Genomic DNA, 22,222 nt, shown 5'->3' on the forward strand with positions numbered 1-22,222 from the left:
CCCGGTTGCCCCAGCTGCGTCGGGACAATTCGGTAGGGTTCCTGCGCGTGAATCTAAGCACCGCAATCAAATCCGTCACCGCCCGGCTCGCTGAGGAACTCGCCATCGGGGAGGCCCAGGTGGCCGCCGCGGTAGGCTTGCTCGACAGCGGCGCAACGGTCCCGTTCATTGCCCGGTACCGCAAGGAGGTCACCGGAAGTCTCGACGACGGGCAGCTGCGGACGCTGGCCGAGCGGTTGCAGTATCTGCGGGAGCTCGACGAACGCCGGGCGGCGGTGCTGGCATCCATCCGCGAACAGGGAAAGCTCACCGACGAGCTAGCGGCAGCGCTCTGCGGCGCCGACACCAAGGCCCGCATCGAAGACATCTACCTGCCCTACAAGCCGAAACGTCGGACCAAGGCGCAGATCGCCCGGGAGGCGGGGCTGGAGCCGCTGGCCGATCGACTACTTTCCGACCCGGCGCTGGTTCCGGAGGCCGCGGCGGCGGCCTTCGCGTGCGCTGATGTCGCTGACGGTGTACCCGATGCCGCTGCCGCGCTGGAAGGCGCCCGGCACATCATGGTCGAGCGAGCCGCCGAGGACGCCGAGCTGGTCGGCGCAATCCGGGAGAAGTTCTGGGCGCAAGGCTCGCTTCGCAGCGCGCCGTGGTCCGATGATATCGCCAATGACGCTGCCGCACAGAACTTTCGGGACTACTTCGGGTTCGCCGAGTCGCTGCAGACGATGCCGTCACACCGGGTGCTGGCCGTGCTGCGCGGCGAGAAGGAAAAGGTCCTTGCCCTGACCTTCGACGGCGGGGCGGACGACGGATACGAAGCCATGATTGCCGCCGGCCTCGGCGTGGACCTCTCGGCTGACGCATCGGCGAAGGCGGCGACGCCGTGGCTGGCCGCGACGGTGAGGTTGGCGTGGCGCACCAGGCTGATGTCGTCGGCAGCCGTCGACGCCCGTATCCGGTTGCGGCAACGCGCCGAACAGCAAGCCGTCGCGGTGTTCGCCAAGAACCTGACCCACCTGTTGCTTGCGGCTCCGGCCGGAGCCCGCACGACCCTCGGCCTGGATCCCGGGTTCCGGACCGGCGTCAAGGTCGCCGTGGTTGACCCGACCGGCAAGGTGATCGACACGTGTGCGATCTACCCGCATCAGCCGCAACGGCAATGGGACGTGGCCAAGGCGACGTTGGCCGCGCTGGTGGCGCGGCACGGCGTCGAGTTGATCGCCGTGGGCAACGGCACGGCCTCGCGTGAGACCGAGGCGCTGGCAGCCGAACTCATCAGCGACATCCGCGCTGCCGGAGCCCCCGCCCCCACCAAGGCGATGGTGAGCGAGGCCGGCGCCTCGGTGTATTCGGCCTCGGCCTATGCGGCGCACGAGCTGCCCGGGCTCGACGTGACGCTGCGGGGGGCGGTGTCGATAGCTCGGCGGCTGCAGGATCCGCTGGCCGAGTTGGTGAAGATCGACCCGAAGTCGATCGGGGTGGGGCAGTACCAGCATGACGTGACACCGGCGGTGCTGGCCCGCAGCCTCGACGCGGTGGTAGAAGACGCGGTGAACGCGGTGGGCGTCGACCTGAACACGGCGTCGGTTCCGCTGCTGGCGCGGGTGTCGGGGATATCGGAGTCCTTGGCCGAAGCAATCGTCGCCCATCGTGACGAGGCCGGTCCGTTCAGCAATCGTCGCGCGCTGCTGGACGTTCCTCGTTTGGGCCCCAAGGCATTTGAGCAGTGCGCCGGGTTTCTGCGGATCCGTGGCGGTGACGACCCGCTGGACGCGTCCGGTGTCCATCCCGAGGCATACCCCGTCGTCCGTCGCATACTGGACCGAGCGGGTGTCACGCTGGCCGAAATCATCGGTGAGGCAAACGCTTTGAGATCACTGCGGCCCGCCGATTTCGCCGACGACCGGTTCGGCGTTCCCACGGTGACCGATATCCTCGCCGAGCTGGAGAAACCCGGACGCGACCCCCGGCCGACCTTCGCCACGGCCACCTTCGCCGCCGGTGTGCAGAAGGTGGCCGACCTCAAGGTCGGGATGGTCTTGGAGGGGGTGGTGACCAACGTCGCCGCCTTCGGCGCTTTCGTCGACGTCGGCGTGCATCAGGATGGCCTGGTGCACGTCTCCGCGATGGCCGAGCGCTTCGTCGCCGATCCGCACGACGTCGTCCGGTCCGGACAGGTGGTCCGGGTCAAGGTCATCGATGTCGACGTCGAACGCCGCCGGATCGGGCTGAGCCTGCGGCTCGACGACGATCCGCAACGCCAGCCAGCCAACCGGACCGAGCGACGAAACCGACAGTCCGGCAAGGACTCTGACCGCCAACGAGCCCACGCACCCGCCGGCTCGATGGCTCGGGCGTTGCGGGACGCGGGCTTCGGGAAGTGAGCAGGCCTGCCCGGCCCGATACCGCCGCTACCGGGTCGGGGGCTGCGTGGCCGCGGCTTTGAGGTCGGTGATGTCGCTGGCGGTTCCGACCCACTCGATGATGGCGCCGTCGTCGTCGAGGACCGGCACCGCGCGCGACAGGGTCCAGCCGAGCGTGCCATCGGTGCGGCGCACGCGGTGCTCGAGCTCGAAGGTGCCGCGAGTGGTGATCGCGGTGTTGATGGCGGCCAGGACTTCGGGCTGGTCGGCCGGGTCGATGTAGGTTTCCAGCCAGCTCTTGCTGGGAGCTGAAGTGTCGGCGATGAACCCGCGTCCGTCGAGGGCATGCATCTGGGTCCAGTCGGGGCTCATCCGATAGACGGCGTCGAAACTGGCGTCCATGAGGGCACGGAAGCGTCGCTCGCTGCGACGGCGCAGCTCGGCCAATTTGATCTGCGCCGCGACGCGGGCCAGCAGCTCCCGGCTGGAAAACGGCTTGACGATGTAGTCGTCGGCGCCCGCCAGCAATCCTTCGATAGCGGCGGTTTCGCCGGCGCGCGCGGTGACCAGCACCACCGGGATCGATGCCAGCAGCGGGTCGCTGCGAGCCAGGCGCAGCAGATCCAGACCGTCCAGGCCGGGCATCATCACATCGGCGACGATCAGGTCGGGCACCTCGCTCCTGGCCCGGTCGAGTGCCTCGGCCCCGTCCCGTGCCTGCACGACGTTCCATCGTTGCGACAGCAACCGGCTCAGATAGTCGCGCATGTCGGGGTTGTCGTCGACGACCAGGACACGCGCGCACGACACCGGCTGCAAGAGCGGCTCGGGCGGTACCAGAGCGTCGGTGACCTCGCGTTCCACTCTCTCGTCACGCTGGGCGTCCCACTGCTCGGCCTCTTCGGCGAGCGCGGCGGCGATCTCGCCGGTCCGTGGCGGTTGGTCTTCGGCGGTGTCATCGCGCAGCCGCCGGCCCAGCGGCATCCAGACCGTGAAGGTGGTGCCGACATGGACTTCGCTGGCGACCCGGATCCGGCCATGGTGGCGGCGCACCAGTTCGTCGACGAATGCCAATCCGATGCCGGCGCCCTCGTAGGTGCGTCCGCGGGCTCCCCGGACGCGGTGGAACCGCCGGAAAATGAACGGTAGGTCGGCGTTCGGTATGCCGATGCCGGTGTCGCGCACCGTCATCTCCACGTGTTTGGGCAACGTGCGCAGCGCAACCTCGATGCGGCCGGCGAAGGTGAACTTGAGCGCGTTGGACAGCAGATTGGACACGATGTTTTCCCACATCTCGGCGTCCACCCACACCGGTTCGGGGATCGGCTCGGCGGTGACCTGCAGCGCTATCCCCGCGCGCTTGGCGGCGCTTTCGAATTGCGCGACGATCTCGCGGGTGCGTGCTTCCAGGTCGGTGGGTGCGAAGTGGGCACGCAGCCGACCCGCTTCCAGCTGGGAGAAATCCAGCAGCGTACCCACCAGGCGCAGCAGCCGCTGCGTGTTGCGCCGGATCAGCTCGAGATCCTTGCGGCGCCGTGCCGGGTCGAGTTGGTCGTCGGCGAGCAGCTGGTCCAGCGGGCCGAGCATCAGCGTCAACGGGGTGCGGAACTCGTGGCTGACGTTGGAGAAAAACGCGGTCTTGGCCCGGTCGAGTTCGGCCAACCGCTCCAGGCGTTCGCGTTCGCGGCGGCGGGCATGTGATTCGGCTACCTTTGCCGACACCGTTTCGGCGGCCAGCCCGAGAAATTCGCGGTAGCGGTGGTCGAGCCGCATCCGCGGATGAGCTCCCAGGATGAGAACCCCGATCACGCGTTCGTCGGCTTCGTCCGACAGCGGGGCGATCAATGCCGATTGCGGCGGCAGCGATTCCGGGCCGACGGTGTGGCCGCGGAACCGGGTGGCCAGGTTGTCCAGAATCCGGGCGTTGCCGGTGTCGACGACCTCCCGTAGCTCCCAGGCGTCCCGTGGGATCGTCAACTCGCGAGGCGCCATCGCCCCGCCCTCGCCGACGCCGCTCGCCGAGACCAGGCCGGCTCGTCGAGTGGTGACATCGAGCAGGTAGGCAATGGCGAATGGGACGTCGGGAGCCTGCGCCAACACCGTCACCGCGTGTTCGAGAGCCTCGCGCCTACCGTGCGCGACCGGTGCGGCAGCGAGGGCATTGATGGTGGCCAACCGGCGCGCGGCCAAAATCCGTTCCGTGGTCTCGAACACCGGTCCGACCGCTCCTGCGATCACGCCGTCGTCGTCCTCGACCGGTGTCCACATGATGGTGAACCACGCGTCCTGCAGGGCTCCGTCACGCACCAGGGGAAATAGCGCGTCCTCCAACGCCACGCTTTCACCGCTGAACACCCGGTCGAAAACGGGTCCGTTGATGTGCCATACCTCTGGCCAGCACTCCCGCGTGGGCTGACCAAGTCCCGCGGGGTGCCGCGGGCCCATCAGCGCCCGGTAGTGGTCGTTGTACAGCTGAATGCGGTCGGAACCCCAGAGGATGCTCATCGGCATCGGGCTGGCCAGCACGATCCGCAGCATCATGCGCAGCGAGGCCGGCCACGTCTGCACCGAACCGAGCGCCGACCGGGTCCAGTCGATGTCGCGCAGCCGCGCGCGGACTTCCCCCGGGCCCGCGAACAGGGCTGCGGCGGCTTGGACTTCACGTGGCGGTAGCGGAAGTGTTCCGCCGGAGACCACGTCGGCGATCACTCCGGCGATCTCGTGCAGCGGCAGCACCACATCGGCGCCGGCCTCGGCGGCCGCTAAGGGCATCCCCGGGGCCTCGGCGGTGTCCTCGCATTGCGCGATCGCAATGCCGCCTGCGGCTTTCAGCGCCACCACGCCGGCGGCGCCGTCGCGCCCGAAGCCGGTCAGGACCACCGCCAACGCACGGGCGCCGAAGGAATCGGCCACCGCCGTCAGCAAGGCGTCATGCGGAAGCTCGAGGGCGCTGCTGGCGTCGTGCAGCATGCATGTGCCGTCCGGGAATAGCTCCAACCGCTTCAAGGGGGGACAAACCGTCACCTGCCCGGGCTCGATGCGCTGCCCGGATACGGCCCACTCGACGGGTGCATCGGTGCGGCGCCGCAGCAGTTGTACCAAAATGCTGCCCTGGCCACCGAGATGCTGCTGGACCACAATCGCAGCCGGCAGGTCCGGGGGTAATCCCTGCAGCACTGTCGACAACGCGGCCAGACCCCCGGCCGAGGCCACCAACACCACGATGTCGATGGCTTGGGCGGCCTGCCAACTTTCACTGTCGCTCATGATGACCCTGCCCTGCGCGGCACGCGTCGCTTGCCTGTCTGCGTGGTGGCGAACCCGTCGCTGCGGCGCTCTACCAGGCTCTCACACCGGTCACCGCGGGCGGGCCGACGCTGCGGGGATGTCCTTTGAGGGCCATGCGGCGCGGGAGTTGCGACACGGTCACGGACGCATACCTATCCTGGATCAGCGATCACAAGCGCCACATGAATCACTATCGTCACATCAGCCAACTGCGGACGTCAATCTGACGTTTGTGCCCCTGGAAGGTTGTGACATGTCGGCGATTCATCGAGTCGTGTCGGTATCGGTGGCGTCGGCGGCCGCATTGGGACTCATCGGTGCGGTCGGCCTGGCGCCGGTGGCAACGGCGGTGCCTTGCAGCGGGGACGCGGCCAACGCCCCGCCGCCTCCGAACGCCGTGGTGACCAACCCGGGAGGTACCACGCTCGGCCCGATGACGCGAGGCCCCAGGCCTCGTGGTGCGAACGACCGGGCGCCGTTGCCCAGGCTGGGGCCCCTGTCCAGGTTGCTCAATCCGGGGCCGCGGTCTGCGCCGCTCCAGCAGCAAGCGGCGACTCCACCGCACCAGGCGGCGGTCCCTCCGCCTGCGCCGCCCAACCCGGGTAACCAGCCTCCCAATGCCGCCCAGTTGGCCCCCAATGCGGCGCCGCCAGCAGCGCCGGCGCCGGCCGCGGTACCGGCGCCCGGGGCACCCGATCCTGGCGCCGCACTCGGGGGTGCCACGACCTCGCTTGCCGAGTGGGTAACCGGAGCCGACAGTCCTAACAAGACTCTCCAGCAATTCGGCATCTCCGGGACCGACCTCGGAATCATCTGGGACAACGGCGATCCCGCCAACCATCAGGTGCTCATGGCCTTCGGTGACACCTTCGGCTATTGCGCTGTCAACGAACACCAGTGGCGCTACAACACCCTGTTCCGCAGCCAGGACCGTGACCTGGGCGACGGAATCCACGTGGCGCCGGGCGATGCGGCCAACCGGTACTCCGGCTCACCGGTGCGCCAACCGGGCTTTTCCAAACAGATCATCAGCAGCATCAAGTGGGCGCCCGACGAGACCGGCATCATTCCGACGTCCGGAGTCTCCGTCGGGAAAACCCAGTACGTCAGCTTCATGTCCATTCGCGACTGGGGCCGTGACGGTGAATGGACCACCAACTACTCCGGCATCGCGGTGTCCAAAGACAACGGCCAGAACTGGGGGGTCTATCCCGGCACCATCCGCGCATCCGGACCCGACAGCGGGCGAGCCAGGTTTGTACCCGGCAATGAGAATTTCCAGATGGGGGCGTTCGTCAAGTCTAACGACGGTTACCTCTACTCGTTCGGCACGCCCCCGGGACGTGGCGGGTCGGCGCATCTGGCGCGAGTTCCCCAGCAGTTCGTACCTGACTTGAGCAAATACCAGTACTGGAACGGCGATTCGAATTCCTGGGTACCCGGCAAACCGGACGCCGCGACGCCGGTGATCCCGGGACCGGTGGGCGAAATGTCGGCTCAATACAACACGTATCTGAAGCAGTACTTGGTGATGTACACCAACGGCATGAACGACGTCGTGGCACGGACCGCGCCGGCCCCTCAGGGTCCATGGAGCCCGGAGCAAATGCTCGTGTCGTCCTGGCAGATGCCCGGCGGCATCTACGCGCCGATGATGCACCCCTGGTCGACGGGCAAGGACGTGTACTTCAACCTGTCGCTGTGGTCGGCGTACAACGTGATGTTGATGCACACCACGCTGGGATAACGACGCCGAGGCGTCGACTTTCAGCGCTTACGCGGCTGGCCGCCGCCAGCCCGCCGGCAACTGCCACACGTCGCCAAGAACGTCGCAAAAACACTGAGCATTAAGGCTTTCGTGACCAAGGGGATGCACAACCGCAGTTGCGGACATGTCGCCCGGAGCAGCGGCTGGCACCTGATTTCGGTACGGCGAAGGGAATTCACACAAACGCAGATAATGCGGGTCAAAGCCGGTTATGTTCGTGCTGCCATGCCGTTCGATGGCCGCTCGGCGACGTGGCTCTTTGTGTCGGCAGGTGCGCGATGGCATGGGGTCACGAAGGGCGCGCTTCCGAAGGGGTTGCACATTGCCTGGGCGACAGATCCGCGAGACCTGGTGATCCCAGCAGGGTCGGTACAAGCCCTGCAACCAGGAACGGGCGCATCCCATGAACTTTTCCGTGTTGCCACCGGAGATCAACTCGCTGCGGATGTTTGCCGGCGCCGGAGTACAACCAATGTTGGCGGCGGCGGCGGCCTGGGGAAGCCTGGCCGACGAGCTACACGCCGCGGCGTCGTCGTTCACCACGGTGACATCCGGCCTCGCCAACGGCGCGTGGCAGGGCCCGGCCTCGGAGGCCATGGCGGCCGCGGCAGGGCCCTACGCCGCTTGGTTGAGCGCGGCGGCAGCATCGGCCGCGGGGACGGCGGGGCAGGCCACCACGGTCGCGGCGGTGTTCGAGGCCGCGCAGGCCGCGATCGTGCATCCGGCTGCAGTCGCGGCCAACCGCAACGATCTGGTGGCGCTGGTGATCTCGAACCTGTTCGGCCAGAACACGCCCGCGATAGCCGCGACCGAGGGCTTGTACGAGGAGATGTGGGCTGCCGATGTCGCCGTGGTGTCGGCCTACCACACCGGTGTGTCGGCGGCGGCGGCACAGCTGGCCCCCTTGCAGCGGGCGCTGGCACTTCCGGCCGCCGTGGATTTCAGCATTTCTATCTTCGGTCTTCAGCTGGTGCAGGGCGGCACCGCGAACGCCAACTCGACCCTTGGCGGACTGGCCGTCGCATCCGGGGCCAACAGCACGGCCAACGCCGGCGTGACCGACATCGCTCTTGCCTTCGGCAGCGGCAGCATCGCCGAAGCCACCGGGGGCGTCCTGAACGTCGCCGGCTCGTTCGGCAGCAATAGCTCCACCAGCGCCACCGGGGGCGTCAACCTGGGCACTGGCGCCCTGGCGTTCGGCAACAACAACACGGTCAAGGCCAACTCGATCGGCGCCGTCAACATCGGCACCGTTGCCGCCGCCTTCGGCAACGACAACTCGGTCACCGCTATTGCCAACGGTGTGGAAAACAACGCCACGGTGGCGGCGGTGTTCGGCAACAACAACACCGAGGTCTCAGCCGTCGTCAACGGTGTGGAGAACACCGGTGTCGTGTCCGCGGTCTTCGGCAGCAACAATTCCGGCGTCGCAGCCAACGCATTCGGTGTGGAGAACAATGCCGTCGTGGCCACCGTTGCCGGTAGTGGCAACAACACGGTCCTGGCCCAGGCGGGTGGCGCGGGCCTCAATGAGATCGTTCTCGCCAGCGCCTTCGGCGACAACAACTCCGCCGCGGCCACCGCGACGGGCGTGGGCGGCAATCTGGGCACCGTCGCCACCGCGTTCGTCGGCGACGGCAACACGGTTGCCGCCAGCGCAACCGGTGCGCACACCCTGACCGCGGCCACCGCGCTGTTCGGCGACAACAATGTGGTCAAAGCCAACTCGTTCGGTGTGGAGAACATCGCGACGGTGGCCACCGCGGGCGGCAGTGGCAACAGCGCAGTCAGCGCCGACGCCAATGGCACGGCCAACATCGCCACCGTGGCCACCGCGTTCGGCAACAACAGCCCGAACGTCGCGGCAAGCGCGCTCGGCGCGGGCAATATCGCCAACGTGGCAACCGCACTGGGCAACGGCAACTCGGCCACCGCAAAAGCGATCGGCGTCGACAACATCGCCACGGTGGCCACCACGGCCGGAAGCAACAATGCGGTCGGAGCCAGCGGCGTGGGCGTCGGCGGCAATATCGCCAACGTCGCCACCGCCTTCGGCAGCGACAACAGCCAGGTCAGCGCAGACGCCGGCGGCGCCGGCGGCAATATCGCCACCGTGGCCACCTCGTTCGGCAACGGCAACAAGGTCACGGCCAGCGCGTTCGGCGCCGGCAATATCGCCAACGTGTCCACCGCGTTGTTCAGCAACAACAACACGATCTCGGCCAGCTCGTTCGGCGTGGAGAACATCGCCACGGTGGCCACCTCGATCGGTGACAACAACGGGGTCTCGGCCACCAATTCGCTGGGTGTCGGCGGCAATATCGCCACCGTCGCCACCGCGATCGGTTTCGGCCAGGGCGACAATCAGATTGCCGCCGAATCCGGTGCCGGGGGCGGCAATATCGCCTCGGTGGCCACGGTGTTGTTCGGTGGCAACAACACTGTTTCGGCCAGCGGGCTGGGTGCGGGAAATATCGCCGACGTGGCGACCGTGCTGTTCAGCAGCCATAGCACCGCCAACGCCAGCGCGTTGGGCGTGGAGAATATCGCCACTGTGGCCACTTCCTTGGGTGACGGCAACAGCGTCTCGGCCAGCGCGCCCGGCATCGGGGCCAACATCGCCACCGTGGCCACCGCTCTCGGCCAGGGCAACACCGCGGTTGAGGCCGTCGCCGGCCCCGGAGGCGCCAACATCGCCACCGTGGCGACCGCCTTGGGTGACGGCAACAGCGTCACGAACAAGGCGCTGGGCGCGACCAATATCGCCAGCGTCGCCACCGTCATCGGGGACAAGAACACCGCCGACGTCAATGTCATCGGCGTGGAAAACATCGCCACCGTGGCTACGGCAATCGGTGACAACAACGGAATTTCCGCCGGCGCGCCGGGACTGGGCGCCAATATCGCCACCGTCGCCACCGCCATCGGCAGCGACAACAGTCAGGTCAGCGCCGTGTCCGACGCCGGGGGCGGCAATATCGCCTCGGTGGCCACCGTGATCGGTGACAAGAGCACGGCTTCGGCCAGCGCGCTGGGCGCCGGCAACATCGCCACGGTGTCGACTGTGTTGTTCAGCAGCAACAACACGTCCTCGGCCAGCGCTCTCGGCATCGAGAACATCGCCACGGTGGCGACCTCCTACGGTGACAACAACAACGTCTCAGCCAGCACGCCCGGAGTCGGCGCCAACATCGCGACGTTTGCCACAGCCATCGGCCAAGGCAACACTTTGGTCAGCGCCACCGCCGGCGGCGGTGGCGGCAACATCGCCACCCTGGCCAACGCCTTCGGCGACAACAACAAGATGGATGTCAGCTCGATCGGCCTGGGCAACACGGCCAACCTCGCCACCGTCTTCGGCAGCGGCAACACCGCCAAAGTCTCGGCGTTCGGCGTGGAAAATGACTTCACCATCGCCACCGCCATCGGCGACAACAACGGCGTCGCTGCCAGCACTCCCGGCATCGGGGCCAACCTGGCCACCATCGCCACCGCGATCGGCGACGGCAACAGCCAAGTCAGCGCCGAGGCCGGGGGAGGCGGCGGCAATGTTGCCACCCTGGCCAGCGCCTTCGGGGACAACAACAAGATCGACGTCAGCTCAACCGGTATCGGCAACACCGCCAACGTCGCCACCGTCATCGGCACCGGCAACACCGCAAAGGTCGACACTTTCGGCGCGGAGAACGACTTCACCTTTGCCACGGCAATCGGTGACAACAACGGGGTCGCGGCCAGCGCACCCGGGATCGGCGCGAATATCGCCACCATCGCCACCGCGATCGGCGACGGCAACAGCCAGGTCACTGCCTCGGCTGGCGGCGGCGGCGGCAACATCGCCACCCTGGCCAACGTGTTCGGTGACAACAACACTGCCAACGTCAGTGCCACCGGGCTGGGCAATATCGCCACCATCGCCACCGGTGTCGGGAACAACAGCGGGCTGGTAGCCAACTCGTTTGGCCTGGAGAACATCGCGACCATGGCAACCTCCTGGGGCGACGGCAACGGCACCGTCGCCGCCGAGTCCGGCGGTGCCGGCGGCAATATCGCCACCCTGGCCACGGTGTTCGGCAGCGGCAACACCACCACGGGCGCCACGGCAGTCGGCATCGGCGGCAACATCGCCACGCTGGGCACCGTGATTGGTGACGGCAACACCACCGTCTCGGCCACCGCGATCGGTTCGGGCAATCTCGCCAGCGTTGCCACCGCCATCGGCGACAAGGGCTCGGCGGAAGTCAACGTGTTCGGCCTGGAAAACATCGTCACCGTAGCCACCTCGGGTGGCGACAGCAATGGGGTGTCGGCCAGCGCGACCGGCGCGGGCGGCAACATCGCCACCGTCGCCACCGCGATCGGCAACGGAAACAGCCAGGTTAGCGCCGCGGCCGGGGGCATCGGCGCCAACATCGTCACCATGGCCAATGCCTTCGGTGACAACAACATCGCCACCGCCAGCGCGACCGGAGTCGGCAATATCCCCACCGCCACAACGGTTTTCGGTAGCGGCAACGAGATGAAGGTCAGCAGCTTCGGGGTGGAGAACATCGCCACCGTGGGCACCGTGATCGGAGACAACAACACCGGCGGCGTCACCGAAGCCGGCGGTCTGGTGGGCGGCAACATCGCCACGCTGGCCACCGTGATCGGCAACAACAACACCGCCGCGGTAGCCAGGGCAGTGGGTATTGGCGGCAATATCGCGACCCTGGGAATCACGATCACCGACGGCAACGCGGTCTCGGCCACCGCCAACGGCGCGGGCAATACCGCGACCGTCGCCACCGCGTTTATCGGCGGCGGCAACTCGGCCACGGCCGCGGCGTCCGGCGTGGAGAACATCGCTACTTTGGCGACCGCCGCCGGCGGCAACAACGGCGCCTCGGCCACCGCATCAGGGCTTGGCGGCAATATCGCCACCCTGGGTAGCGCGATCGGTGACGGCAACACCAACGTGGCGGCCCAGGCCGGTGGCGTGGGCGGCAACATCGCCATCGCCGCGACCGCCATCGGCGACCACAACGCGGTCGTGGCCAGTGGGGGTGGGGTCAATATCGGCAGCTTCGCCACCGCCGTCGGCGACTCCAACATCAACGTCGCGGCCCGCGGGCAGGGCGCCGCGGATCTCGGCACCGTCGCGACCGCCGTCGGCTTCGGCAACAACGGCGTCGAAGCCGTCGGCAACGGCCCGGCCAACATCCTCAACGTCGCCACCGTGGTTGGTGACAAAAACCACGGAGTCCTCGCCGGCGCCAACGGGTTGCTCAATGTCGGGGTCGTCGTGGGAGGCAACAGCACCGCTGTGGCCGGCGACCCAGCGGTCGGGTTGGCGGGCGCCAACCTCGCGATCGTCGGCGGCACCGGAGCCGGAGCCAAAGCCTTCAACGGCATCCTCAATCTCGCCGTAGCCTTCGCAGACAACGTCCAGGCGACCGCGGGCCCGGGCAACCTGCACGTCAGCATCCGGCCCTTCATGGATATCCTGCCGGGCGCCTGATCCGCGCAACCTAGGCCTCGTGGCCCGGCGGCAGGTCGCGAACGTCGCGGAAGGACACCCACTGTTCCAGCTCGTGCGGCGGGCTACCGTCCACCGGTTCCAGCAAATACCCGACGTGGTCGCCGAGCGGAAACCGATCCAGAATCCTGCCGACGAACCAGGCCGCCGCGTCCTCGAGAATGGGTGTCTGTGCCGGCCCGAGATGCCACGAGCACCGGTCGAACTTGTTGATCGTGTCGCCACTGCGGCTGCCGAAGAGCTCCACCACGTCGAGATGCTCACGGTCGAACAGGTGCACCGCCAGATGCGTGGCGCCGGCCGCCACCCGGAACGTGTGGTTCTGCTCGGACAGGCCGACCAGGAAGCGCGGGGGATGGATGCTGGCCTGACTGGCGAACCCCACCAGGCATCCGGCGCGGATGCCACCGGCGGCTGCGGTGACCACGAACATCGGATAGTTCAGAAAAGACACCAGCTTGTCGAAAGCTTCGACTTCCGGCTTGCTCACCCGCTCAGTCTTCCCGTTCCCACCGAATGGGAATCCCCGGGGCGGGGGTGCCGGCGTGCTAGGGGGCGATGGGGCGATTCGTCCATTCCCGGTCGGGCCGGCGCGAGGAGCGGAACCATCCGCCGGCTGCGCCGGTGCCGCCGTCGGTCGCGATGGTGTGACCGGTGACGAAGGCTGACAGATGACAGGCCAAGAACAGAATCGCACGGGCCTGATCCAGGGGCACGCCCATCCGTCCGACCGGAACCCATTGCGGCCACTGGGTTTGTTCGTCGTCGGACAACCATTGCGAATAGGGCACCTGCAGTGATTCCGTCACGTCGGGAGCGATCGCGTTGACCCGGACTCCGTGGTGGCCGACCTGGACCGCAAGACTGCGGGTGAAGTGGATGACGGCGGCCTTGAAGGCGGCGTACACGGGATCCTCCGGATAACCGCGCAGTCCCTCCACGGACGACACGTTGACGATCGCGCCGGCATGCCGATCGATCATCGCCGGCAGGAACGCGTGAGTGGCCAACAGCACGTGGTGCAGGTTCACCCGGTAGAGCTCGTCCCACAGTTCCGGGTCGGTGTCGGCGAAATCGCCGGGGTGGCGCAGCCAGTGGCCCACGTTGTTCACTAGGACGTCCACCCGGCCGTAGCCATCGAGCACGGTGTGAGCCAGCGCCCTGACCTGCGCGGCATCGCGGACATCGGTGACCACCGCGACGGCCGCGTGGCCGATCGCTTCGGCGGTTTGGCCGGCGAGGTCGGCGTCGATGTCGGCGATGATCACCCGGGCGCCGTGTTCGGCGAACAACCGCGAGGTCGCCGCCCCGATACCGCCGCCGCCGCCCGTCACCACCGCCACTCGGTCGGCGAGCAGCGGATGGCCGTACGTTGGGTCCTTCATGCCTCACCATCTTGGAGTATCGGCCAGGCGGTGTCGGCTTCGGCAGGACGCGGTGTGGGACATTACGGGGGTGCCACATCCAGCGATCAGGTCAAGCCGTGGCTGAGGCCGGTAGAGCAGCCGAGGAGCGTTCGTCGCCGCAATCGGTGCGCAGCCGCGGGCGGTGGGCGCTGCTGGCGGTGTGGGGTCCGGGCCTGGTGGTAATGCTGGCCGACACCGACGCGGGCTCGCTGATCACCGCCGCCCAGTCCGGCGCCCAATGGGGCTACCGGATGGTCCTGCCGCAGTTGATTCTCATGCCGATCCTTTATGTCGTTCAGGAGATGACCGTGCGGCTGGGCATCGTGACGGGCCGCGGCCACGGCGCACTGATCAGGGAGCGATTCGGCCGCGGCTGGGCGTGGCTGTCGGCTTTTACGTTGTTCGCGTCGGCCATCGGGGCGTTGCTGACGGAGTTCGTCGGGGTCGCCGGCGTCGGCGAACTTTTCGGTGTCTCGCGCTGGGTCAGCATCCCGATCGCGACCGCGATGCTGCTGGCGTTGGCGCTGACCGGCAGCTACCGGCGCGTCGAGCGCATCGGTCTGGCCGTCGGCGCGGCCGAGCTGGCATTTCTGGTCGCCATGGTGATGGCTCGTCCGCAATTGGACGCGCTGCTGGCCGGCTTGTCGTCGATGCCGCTGGGCAACTCGTCCTATCTGCTGCTGGTCGCGGCCAACGTCGGCGCGGTCATCATGCCCTGGATGATCTTCTATCAGCAGGGGGCGGTGGTCGACAAGCACCTGTCGGCGGCCACCATCCGGCAGGCCCGTTACGACACCGCCACCGGCGCGGCGCTGACCCAGCTGATCATGATCGCGGTGGTGCTGACCGTCGCGGCCACCATCGGGAATCATCAGGAGGCGGCGCCGCTGCACACCGTCGGGCAGATCGCCAATGCCTTGACCCCCTATCTGGGCAAACTGGGCGGCACCGTGCTGTTCGGATTGGGCATGCTCGGCGCGGCGCTGGTGGCTGCGATCGTCGCCTCGCTGGCCGGCGCCTGGGGGCTCTCGGAAGTCTTCGGGTGGCAACACACCCTCAACCAGCGGCCCAATCGGGCCACCGCGAAGTTCTACATCACCTACGCCCTGGCTCACGTCGTCGGCGCGGCACTGGTCCTGGGCAGCGTCGACCTGGTCAACCTGGCCGTCGACGTCGAAGTGATGAATGCCCTGCTGCTGCCGATCGTGCTGGGGCTGCTGCTGGTGCTGGAGGCCCACGCGCTGCCCGAACAATGGCGCATGAGTGGGGTACGCAAGTACACCACTCGTGCGCTGTGTCTGGTTGTCATCGCCTTCGGGCTCTATATGGTTCCGCAGGCCCTCGGCTGGAGGTGAGTCGTCCGCTCACCGCGCCGGCACGATGTTCTGGTTGATGTGGAACACATTGTCGGGGTCGTATGTCGTCTTGACCTCGCTGAGGCGCCGATAGTTGGGACCGTAGGTCGCGCGGACCCGGTCTTGGCCCTCGTCCATCATGAAGTTGACGTACGCGCCGCCCGCCGAGTACGGGTGTGTGGCGTCCCAGTAGTCCACGGTCCAGCGCTTCAGGGCCGCGGCGTTGGCCGGGTCCGGGTCGACCCCCGCGATCACCTGCGAGAAGTTGACGTCCCGGTATGCCCACGCGGTGTCGCTCTGGCCGACCCGATGGACCGCGCCGTCGACCGGGTAGAGGTGCATGGTGGAGTGCATGGTTGGCAGTTCCTGGGCGAACCGGGCATGCGCGTCCACCGCACCGTCGGCGATGGTCCGGAAGAAATCGCCGCGCCAATACCATTGCAGCCCTTTGGGATACAGCGCATCGAAGGTGGACTGCAGGGCGGGGTACGGCGCCGGGCCGAGCCCGTCGAACGCCGGTTCCATCTGGCGCACCGGCGCGAACGCCTCCTCGGTGGCCGCGGGATCGCCGGTGTAGCACCACACCACCGCGCAGGCCTGGTGCAGATGGAATGCCTCGGGGAAGGGTGCCGCCGGCGGGACGGTCATGGCGGCGAAGAACCCGTAGAGATCTTCGTCCTGGGCGGGCAGGAAGTCGCGGTACCAGCTGAGAATGTCGGCGGTGGCCGATGCCGGCCACGCGGTGGGGCCGCAGATCACGGTGGGCACCGGATGTAGCCGGAACGTGAACGCTGTGACCACGCCGAAGTTTCCGCCGCCGCCGCGCAGCGCCCAGAACAGGTCGGGGTGCTGTGACTCCGAGGCCGTCACCATCCGGCCGTCAGCCAATACGAGCTCGGTCTCGAGCAGGTTGTCGATGGTCAGGCCGTACTTGCGCGACAGGTAGCCGTGGCCGCCGCCGAGGGTCAGGCCGCCGACGCCGGTGGTGGAGATGATGCCCGACGGCGTTGCCAGGCCGTGCGCGCTTGTCGCGGCATCCACCTGCCCCCATGTCGCGCCGCCCTGCACCCGCACGGAACGCCGGTCGGCGTCCACGTCGATCCGGTTCATCGGCGACAGGTCGATGACCAGGCCACCGTCGACGGTGCCGAATCCCGGGCCGTTGTGGCCGCCCCCGCGGACGGCGACCGCGAGTTTGGATGTCCGGGCGAAGTCGAGAGCCGCCGTGACATCGGCGGCGGATGCGCAGCGCGCGATCATGGCGGGCCGTTTGTCGATCATGGCGTTGTGAACCGCCCTGGCCTCGTCGTATCCGGGGTCGTCGGGCAGGATCAGCTGCGCGCCCAACCGGCTGCGCAATTCATCGGTGTCGGTGGTGAGGCTCATGTCGATATCTCCCTCTCGGCTCTGCAGGTCTTGATGGGACAGACGCTACGAGGTGCCCGGGCTTCGTGGCATGACCACAACGAGGCATTGTCGGGGCTTGCCGGGATAGTCAACTCTGACTATCGACCGGCCGCGATGCCGCGGTTACGTTGACACCATGGCCCAGTGGGTGCCGCCACCGCTTCCCGCCGAGCTGATCGCCCGTCGTGGCGGTCCGATGGTGGGCCGCGCAGCCGAACTTGCCGTGTTCGAACAGGTATGGGAGCGGGTGGAGGGCCGCAACCGTCAGGCCGTGTTCGTCGGCGGTGAACCGGGGGCCGGCAAGACGCGATTGGTTGCCGAGGTGGCCGGAACCCTGGCCGAACACGGGGTCGCCGTGCTGGTGGGCGGTTCGACCGCCGACGCGGGCGTGCCCTATGCACCGTTCGCCGAGGCGATGGATCAGCTGCTTGTCGGCAATCCACCAGGGTCGCTAGCGGAGCTGCTGGACGGAGTGGGCGCCCAACTGCGCCGGCTGACAACCGAGGTTGACCGGCAACTGCCCGGTGTCGCCACCGAGGACGACGTTGGTGCGCCCCGGCGGGCTCTCTTCGACGCACTGACCGGCTTCCTACGGCGGCTGAGCGTCGATCGCCCGATTGCGCTGATTCTCGAAGATCTCCATTGGGCGCAGCTTCCGACGCTGGCCATGCTCGAACACGTGCTGGTCGGCTGCGCCGATGTCCGCATGCTGGTGGTGGCCACCTTCCGCACGACCGAACCTGACCGCACCGAGGAGCTGGTCACCCGGCTGGCCGACCTGCACCGCTTCGACGGTGTCCGGCGCCTCGACCTGGAGGGCTTGGATACCGAAGCGATCGCCGAATTCGTCCGCCGCACACAGCAATTGGCAGCGCCGTCGCTGCGCAGCACCGCGGCTTTGTTACGCGACAAGACCGGGGGCAACCCATTCTTCCTCAACGAGCTGTGCAACCACCTGGAGATCCGCGGCGGAATCGCGGCACTGAGTTCGCAGCGGACGGTCCCGGCGTCTATCGGCGATGCCATCGCTCGCCGCCTCGGCGGACTGGGCACCGCCGTCCGCGAAATCGTCGAGCAGGCAGCGGTGCTGGGCCAAACGTTCGACCTGCCCGCGCTGATTGCGACCAGCCAGACCGACCTGACCGCGACACTGGCGGCAATCGATTCGGCCGAAGCCGTCGGGCTGGTCCGGGCGCTGCCCGACTCCGACGGTGAGTTCGCCTTCGTGCACGCGCTGACCCGCGAGGCTGTGCTCGGCGGGATGGCGGCGTCCCGGCTGCGGATCCTGCACGCGCGCGCGGCCGAAGCGCTCGAGGGGCGCGCCGATCCCTCGGTGGTTCCACGCCTGGCCAACCACTACCTGGTGGCGCACGTACTGGGCTACCACGAGCAGGCATTGCGCTACGCGCGTCAGGCGGCGCGGATGGCCGAACACAGCCTGGCCTACGAAGAGGCAGCGAAATGGTTCCAGCGGGCGGCGTCGCTTCCGGAGCTGGGCCTGACGGACCGGGCGAGGTTGAGCCTCGACGCGGCCACGAACCACGTGCGCGCCGGTGATTTCGCGGGCGCCCGGGCGATCTATGAACGCATCAGCACCACCGACGATCCGCTGGTCCGGCTGGAGGCGGCCGTCGGCTACGAGGACGCGAGTTGGCGTCCAGGGCTAGCCGACTCGAAGGCGGCCGACCTACTGGCGTCGGCCCTGGAAACCTGCGGCCTGGGCAGCCGCGACCCGCGATATGTGCATGCTCTCGGCAGTTTCGGGCGAGCTCTGGGGTTCGCCGGCGAAGCGGCGCGTGCCCGCGAGATCAGCGACCGCGCAATCGAACTCGCGCGCACAGCTGAAGATCCGGCAGTGGTTCAGCATGCCTTGATGACCAGCTTGTGGCATCTGACGCCCGATATGTGCGACATCCAGGAGGAGCGTTCGACCGAGCTGTTGCGTGCGGCGCAGGCTCGTCGCGACTACGACGCGCTGGGTTCGGCCGCGCACTTTCGCGCCATGGTCAGCTATCTGACGGGACGGCCCGAAGCCCTGGCCGCCTCGGCCGCCGACATGCAGCGTTCGGTGCAAGCCTGCGGGCAACCGTTCTTCGGTTTCATCAGCGCGTGCGTCGACCAGGCGCTGGCCTTTCTGCGCGGCGACTTCGCAGTCGCGGAACGGTGGGCCGACATCGCGTTGCGCACCGGCAATTCGTTCGGCGCCGACGGAACCGAGGGCTCGCACGGAGTTCAGATGTTCATGATCCGCCGGGAGACCGGGGGACTCACGCGGTTCATCGGCTATGTGGACGGCACCGAGACGTTTGCCGGCCGTTGGGTTCCCGGCCTGCTTGCGCTGTACACCGAGCTCAACTGCGAACGCGGCATGGACCGCGCCCTCAACCACTTGCTCAACCGCAATCTCGGCGACCACACCGACGAGGCGCAATGGCCGATGGAGCTGGTGTTCATGGTGGAGGCGGCGTTAGAGCTGGGTAACCGGGAAGCGGTGCATGCACTGCGCCCGCTCGTTGCCCGCTACGCGGGCAAGAACCTGCTGGCCGGCCAGTTCGTCGCGCTGTTCGGCAGCGCTGACCGATATCTCGCCCGAATGGCGGCACTCAGTGGTGACGCACCGGCAGCCGAGCGTCATTTCGCCGCCGCGCTGGAGATGGATCGGCGCATGGGTGCTGTCGTCCATGTGGCCGAGACGCTGGCCCGGCACGCGTTGTTTGCGGCTTCCGGCGGTCGCACGGAGGCGGCCCGGCGCCTGGCCGAGGAAGCCCGCCGGGTCGCCGCGCCGATCGGGCAGACCAGGGTTCTGGATCTGGTGGATTCGTTGCGGACCACGGATCTGCACGGGCCGGACGGATTGACCGACCGAGAGGTCGAGGTGCTGCGGCTGCTGGCCGCGGGATTGAGCAACCGGGCCATCGGCGCACGCCTCTACATCAGCACCAACACGGCCGCCAACCATGTGCGCAGCATCCTGATCAAGACCGGTGCCGCCAATCGCACGCAGGCGGCCATGTATGCCGCCGATCACCAACTGCTGGGGTGACGATCAAATGTCGGCCGACGCGCCGTCGGGCAAGACGCGTCCGGTGACTTCGACAATGACATCGGCGGGGAGACCCGCCCGGGTGGCAGCGGTTCGGATCGCTTCGGGCGACGGTGCCTCGTAGAGGCAGTACGTCTTTCGTTTATCGGCGGACAGAAACGAGTACAACCAGCGAACGCCTTCTTGCGCGTTGATGCGATTGATCCCGTCGGTGGCCTCGAAGCTGGGTTCCAGCTGTTCGGCATAGGTGCGCTCGACCATGAATATCGGCACGGGGGCCTCCTTCTCACCGGCTCGCGGCCGAACGTGTCGCCGAGTCGGTTCATCATACGACCGCGCTCCACGGACACTTCCGCTACCAACCGTAGCGGAATAAAGTGGGACAATGCCAAACGCTGAACCCGGCAGGCATCTGCATACGTGTCCGTTGTGTGAAGCCATGTGCGGCTTGGAGATTCGCGTCGACGAAGGCTCGGGAGGTGGCCGAGTCGCAAGTATCCGCGGTAATCGTGACGACGTGTGGAGCCGCGGCCACATGTGTCCGAAGGGCGTGGCATTGGGAGCGCTGCACCACGATCCCGACCGGATCCGGCGTCCCAGGCAATCCGCAAGCGCGGCAAGGTGATCGTGGTCGACCCGGTGCGCACCCACACCGCCGACCGGGCCGACGAATGGCTTCCCATCGTCCCGGGTACCGACGCGGCGCTATTGCTGGCCGTCGTGCACACGCTTTTTGCCGAGGGCCTGGTCAGGCCGGGGCCGCATGTGGACGGGATCGACACCATGCGCCGCGTGGCGGCGGACTGGCCGCCCAGCCGGATGAGCACCGTCACCGGTATTGGCGCAGACCGCATCCAGCGGTTGGCCCGTGAGCTCGCCGCCACCGAAAAATCCGTGGTGTATGGCCGAATTGGCTTGTGCAACCAGGAGTTTGGCAGTCTAGCCAGCTGGCTGGTCGATGTGGTCAACATTGTCACCGGACATTTCGACACTCCCGGCGGCGCAATGTTCCCGCGGCCCGCGGCGTGGTCGATCACCACGCAGCCGCTGCCCGGCCTGGCGGGAGGTGTCGCCGAATTCGGCCGCTGGCGCACGCGGGTCCGTGGCGCCAAGGAGGTCCTCGGGCAGGTTCCGGTGTCGTGTATGGCCGAAGAGATCGCCACACCGGGGGAGGGACACCTTAAGGCCCTGATCACGGTCGCGGGCAACCCGGTGCTGTCCACACCGGGTGGCGACAAGCTCGACGAGGCATTGCCGATGCTGGACGCAATGATCTCGGTTGATCTTTGGCTCAACGAGACGACACGGCACGCCGACGTGCTCCTGCCCGGCCTATCGCCGCTGGAGCAGCCCCACCACGACGATCTGGTGCTGCAATTCGCGATCCGCAGCTTCGCGAAATACTCGCCGCCGGTGTTCGACCCGGGTGATCGCCCGCACGAGTGGGAAATCCTGATCCGGTTGACCGGACTGTGCACCGGCACCCCGGCCGAAGACGTGCCGTCGCAGCCATCGACGACGGCTTCTTCGACTACCTGGCCTTCACCCGAGGGTTCGACGGTGCGACGATCCGCAAGCGCTACGAGGATGCCGGGGTGACGGGCGGCCCGGAGCGGATCCTGGACCTGACGTTGCGAACCGGCCCGTTCGGGGACCAATACGGAAAGAACCCCGGCGGTCTGACCCTCGACGAGCTCAAGGCCCATCCCCATGGAATCGACTTCGGACCGATGGCGCCGCAGCTGCCGGACATCCTCGGTACCCCCGGCAGGAAAACCCGGCTCGCGCCGCGGTATCTGCTCGACGACCTGCCCCGGCTTGCCGCGCGTATGCACCGCCCGGCGGAGCAGCTGGTGCGGGTGAGCTGGCGCCAGCCGCGATCGAACAGCGCACCGGGGGCCAACACCAATGTGTTGTCCCCACCGACTTTGCTCGACGAGCCGTCTGGCAATGGCGTGCTCAACGGAATCCCGGTAACAGTCGATTAACCGGGATCGGCCACCCGGACTGGCCGGCGGGAATTATAAATCTGCCACAGTGGCATTCGCACCGCGCGCCGCTCATTTGCTGTAGT

At 67.6% G+C, this 22,222-nt stretch carries 9 protein-coding genes and 2 pseudogenes; 6 read left to right on the plus strand and 5 right to left on the minus strand.

All coding sequences use genetic code 11. The features are described 5' to 3' along the window. Positions 1 to 47: 47 nt before the first annotated feature. Positions 48 to 2,384 (plus strand): Tex family protein, encoded by a 2,337-nt coding sequence (locus EET13_RS13720; protein ID WP_122442836.1) that lies wholly within the window; start codon positions 48 to 50, stop codon positions 2,382 to 2,384. Between the two features lie 27 nt (positions 2,385 to 2,411). Here EET13_RS13720 and EET13_RS13725 read toward each other — a convergent pair whose 3' ends face one another. After that, positions 2,412 to 5,630, minus strand: a complete 3,219-nt coding sequence (locus tag EET13_RS13725) for a chemotaxis protein CheB (RefSeq protein ID WP_122442812.1) — start codon at positions 5,628 to 5,630, stop codon at positions 2,412 to 2,414. Positions 5,631 to 5,777: 147 nt separating this feature from the next. Between EET13_RS13725 and EET13_RS13730 the strand changes: the two are divergent. Then, positions 5,778 to 7,398 (plus strand): annotated as a pseudogene (locus tag EET13_RS13730) (DUF4185 domain-containing protein); the annotation flags it as partial. Positions 7,399 to 7,822: 424 nt separating this feature from the next. Further along, positions 7,823 to 12,919 carry a beta strand repeat-containing protein gene (locus EET13_RS13735; protein ID WP_122442814.1) on the plus strand — a complete coding sequence of 1,699 codons (5,097 nt, stop codon included), beginning with the start codon at positions 7,823 to 7,825 and terminating at the stop codon, positions 12,917 to 12,919. 10 nt (positions 12,920 to 12,929) lie between these two features. Here the strand turns inward: EET13_RS13735 and EET13_RS13740 are convergent, their stop codons facing one another. Both EET13_RS13740 and EET13_RS13745 read right to left on the minus strand, forming a co-directional pair. Continuing rightward, positions 12,930 to 13,370 carry a flavin reductase family protein gene (locus EET13_RS13740; protein ID WP_425293680.1) on the minus strand — a complete coding sequence of 147 codons (441 nt, stop codon included), beginning with the start codon at positions 13,368 to 13,370 and terminating at the stop codon, positions 12,930 to 12,932. Between the two features lie 115 nt (positions 13,371 to 13,485). After that, entirely contained in the window at positions 13,486 to 14,322 is an 837-nt protein-coding gene (locus EET13_RS13745; protein ID WP_122442816.1) for an SDR family NAD(P)-dependent oxidoreductase, read from the minus strand. A gap of 146 nt (positions 14,323 to 14,468) precedes the next feature. On the opposite strand from EET13_RS13745, the gene EET13_RS13750 reads away from it, so the two are divergent. Next, complete coding sequence (locus tag EET13_RS13750; RefSeq protein ID WP_483237988.1) at positions 14,469 to 15,698, plus strand: NRAMP family divalent metal transporter; 1,230 nt, start codon at positions 14,469 to 14,471, stop codon at positions 15,696 to 15,698. A 9-nt stretch (positions 15,699 to 15,707) separates the two neighbouring features. Here the strand turns inward: EET13_RS13750 and EET13_RS13755 are convergent, their stop codons facing one another. Beyond that, positions 15,708 to 17,084: an FAD-binding oxidoreductase gene (locus EET13_RS13755; protein ID WP_122442818.1), complete on the minus strand. Its 1,377-nt coding sequence runs from the start codon at positions 17,082 to 17,084 to the stop codon at positions 15,708 to 15,710. Positions 17,085 to 17,241: 157 nt separating this feature from the next. Here EET13_RS13755 and EET13_RS32295 point away from each other — a divergent pair, with 157 nt between their 5' ends. Beyond that, a complete protein-coding gene (locus EET13_RS32295) occupies positions 17,242 to 20,148 on the plus strand; it encodes an ATP-binding protein (RefSeq protein WP_122442819.1) in 2,907 nt (968 codons plus the stop codon). Positions 20,149 to 20,151: 3 nt separating this feature from the next. On the opposite strand, the gene EET13_RS13765 is transcribed toward EET13_RS32295, so the two are convergent. After that, positions 20,152 to 20,421 carry a DUF4242 domain-containing protein gene (locus EET13_RS13765; protein ID WP_122442820.1) on the minus strand — a complete coding sequence of 90 codons (270 nt, stop codon included), beginning with the start codon at positions 20,419 to 20,421 and terminating at the stop codon, positions 20,152 to 20,154. 112 nt (positions 20,422 to 20,533) lie between these two features. Between EET13_RS13765 and EET13_RS13770 the strand changes: the two are divergent. After that, positions 20,534 to 22,136: pseudogene (locus tag EET13_RS13770) on the plus strand (molybdopterin-dependent oxidoreductase). Positions 22,137 to 22,222 lie beyond the last annotated feature (86 nt).

The organism is Mycobacterium attenuatum (assembly GCF_900566085.1).
In the GTDB taxonomy this organism is placed as follows: Bacteria; Actinomycetota; Actinomycetes; order Mycobacteriales; family Mycobacteriaceae; genus Mycobacterium; species Mycobacterium attenuatum.

Excerpts from the sequence above, each read along its gene's own strand:
- EET13_RS13735 (WP_122442814.1), top strand. The coding sequence starts at position 7,823 with ATGAACTTTTCCGTGTTGCCACCGGAGATCAACTCGCTGCGGATGTTT.
- EET13_RS13755 (WP_122442818.1), bottom strand. The coding sequence starts at position 17,084 with ATGAGCCTCACCACCGACACCGATGAATTGCGCAGCCGGTTGGGCGCG.
- EET13_RS13725 (WP_122442812.1), bottom strand. The coding sequence starts at position 5,630 with ATGAGCGACAGTGAAAGTTGGCAGGCCGCCCAAGCCATCGACATCGTG.
- EET13_RS13745 (WP_122442816.1), bottom strand. The coding sequence starts at position 14,322 with ATGAAGGACCCAACGTACGGCCATCCGCTGCTCGCCGACCGAGTGGCG.
- EET13_RS13740 (WP_425293680.1), bottom strand. The coding sequence starts at position 13,370 with ATGTTCGTGGTCACCGCAGCCGCCGGTGGCATCCGCGCCGGATGCCTG.
- EET13_RS32295 (WP_122442819.1), top strand. The coding sequence starts at position 17,242 with ATGGCCCAGTGGGTGCCGCCACCGCTTCCCGCCGAGCTGATCGCCCGT.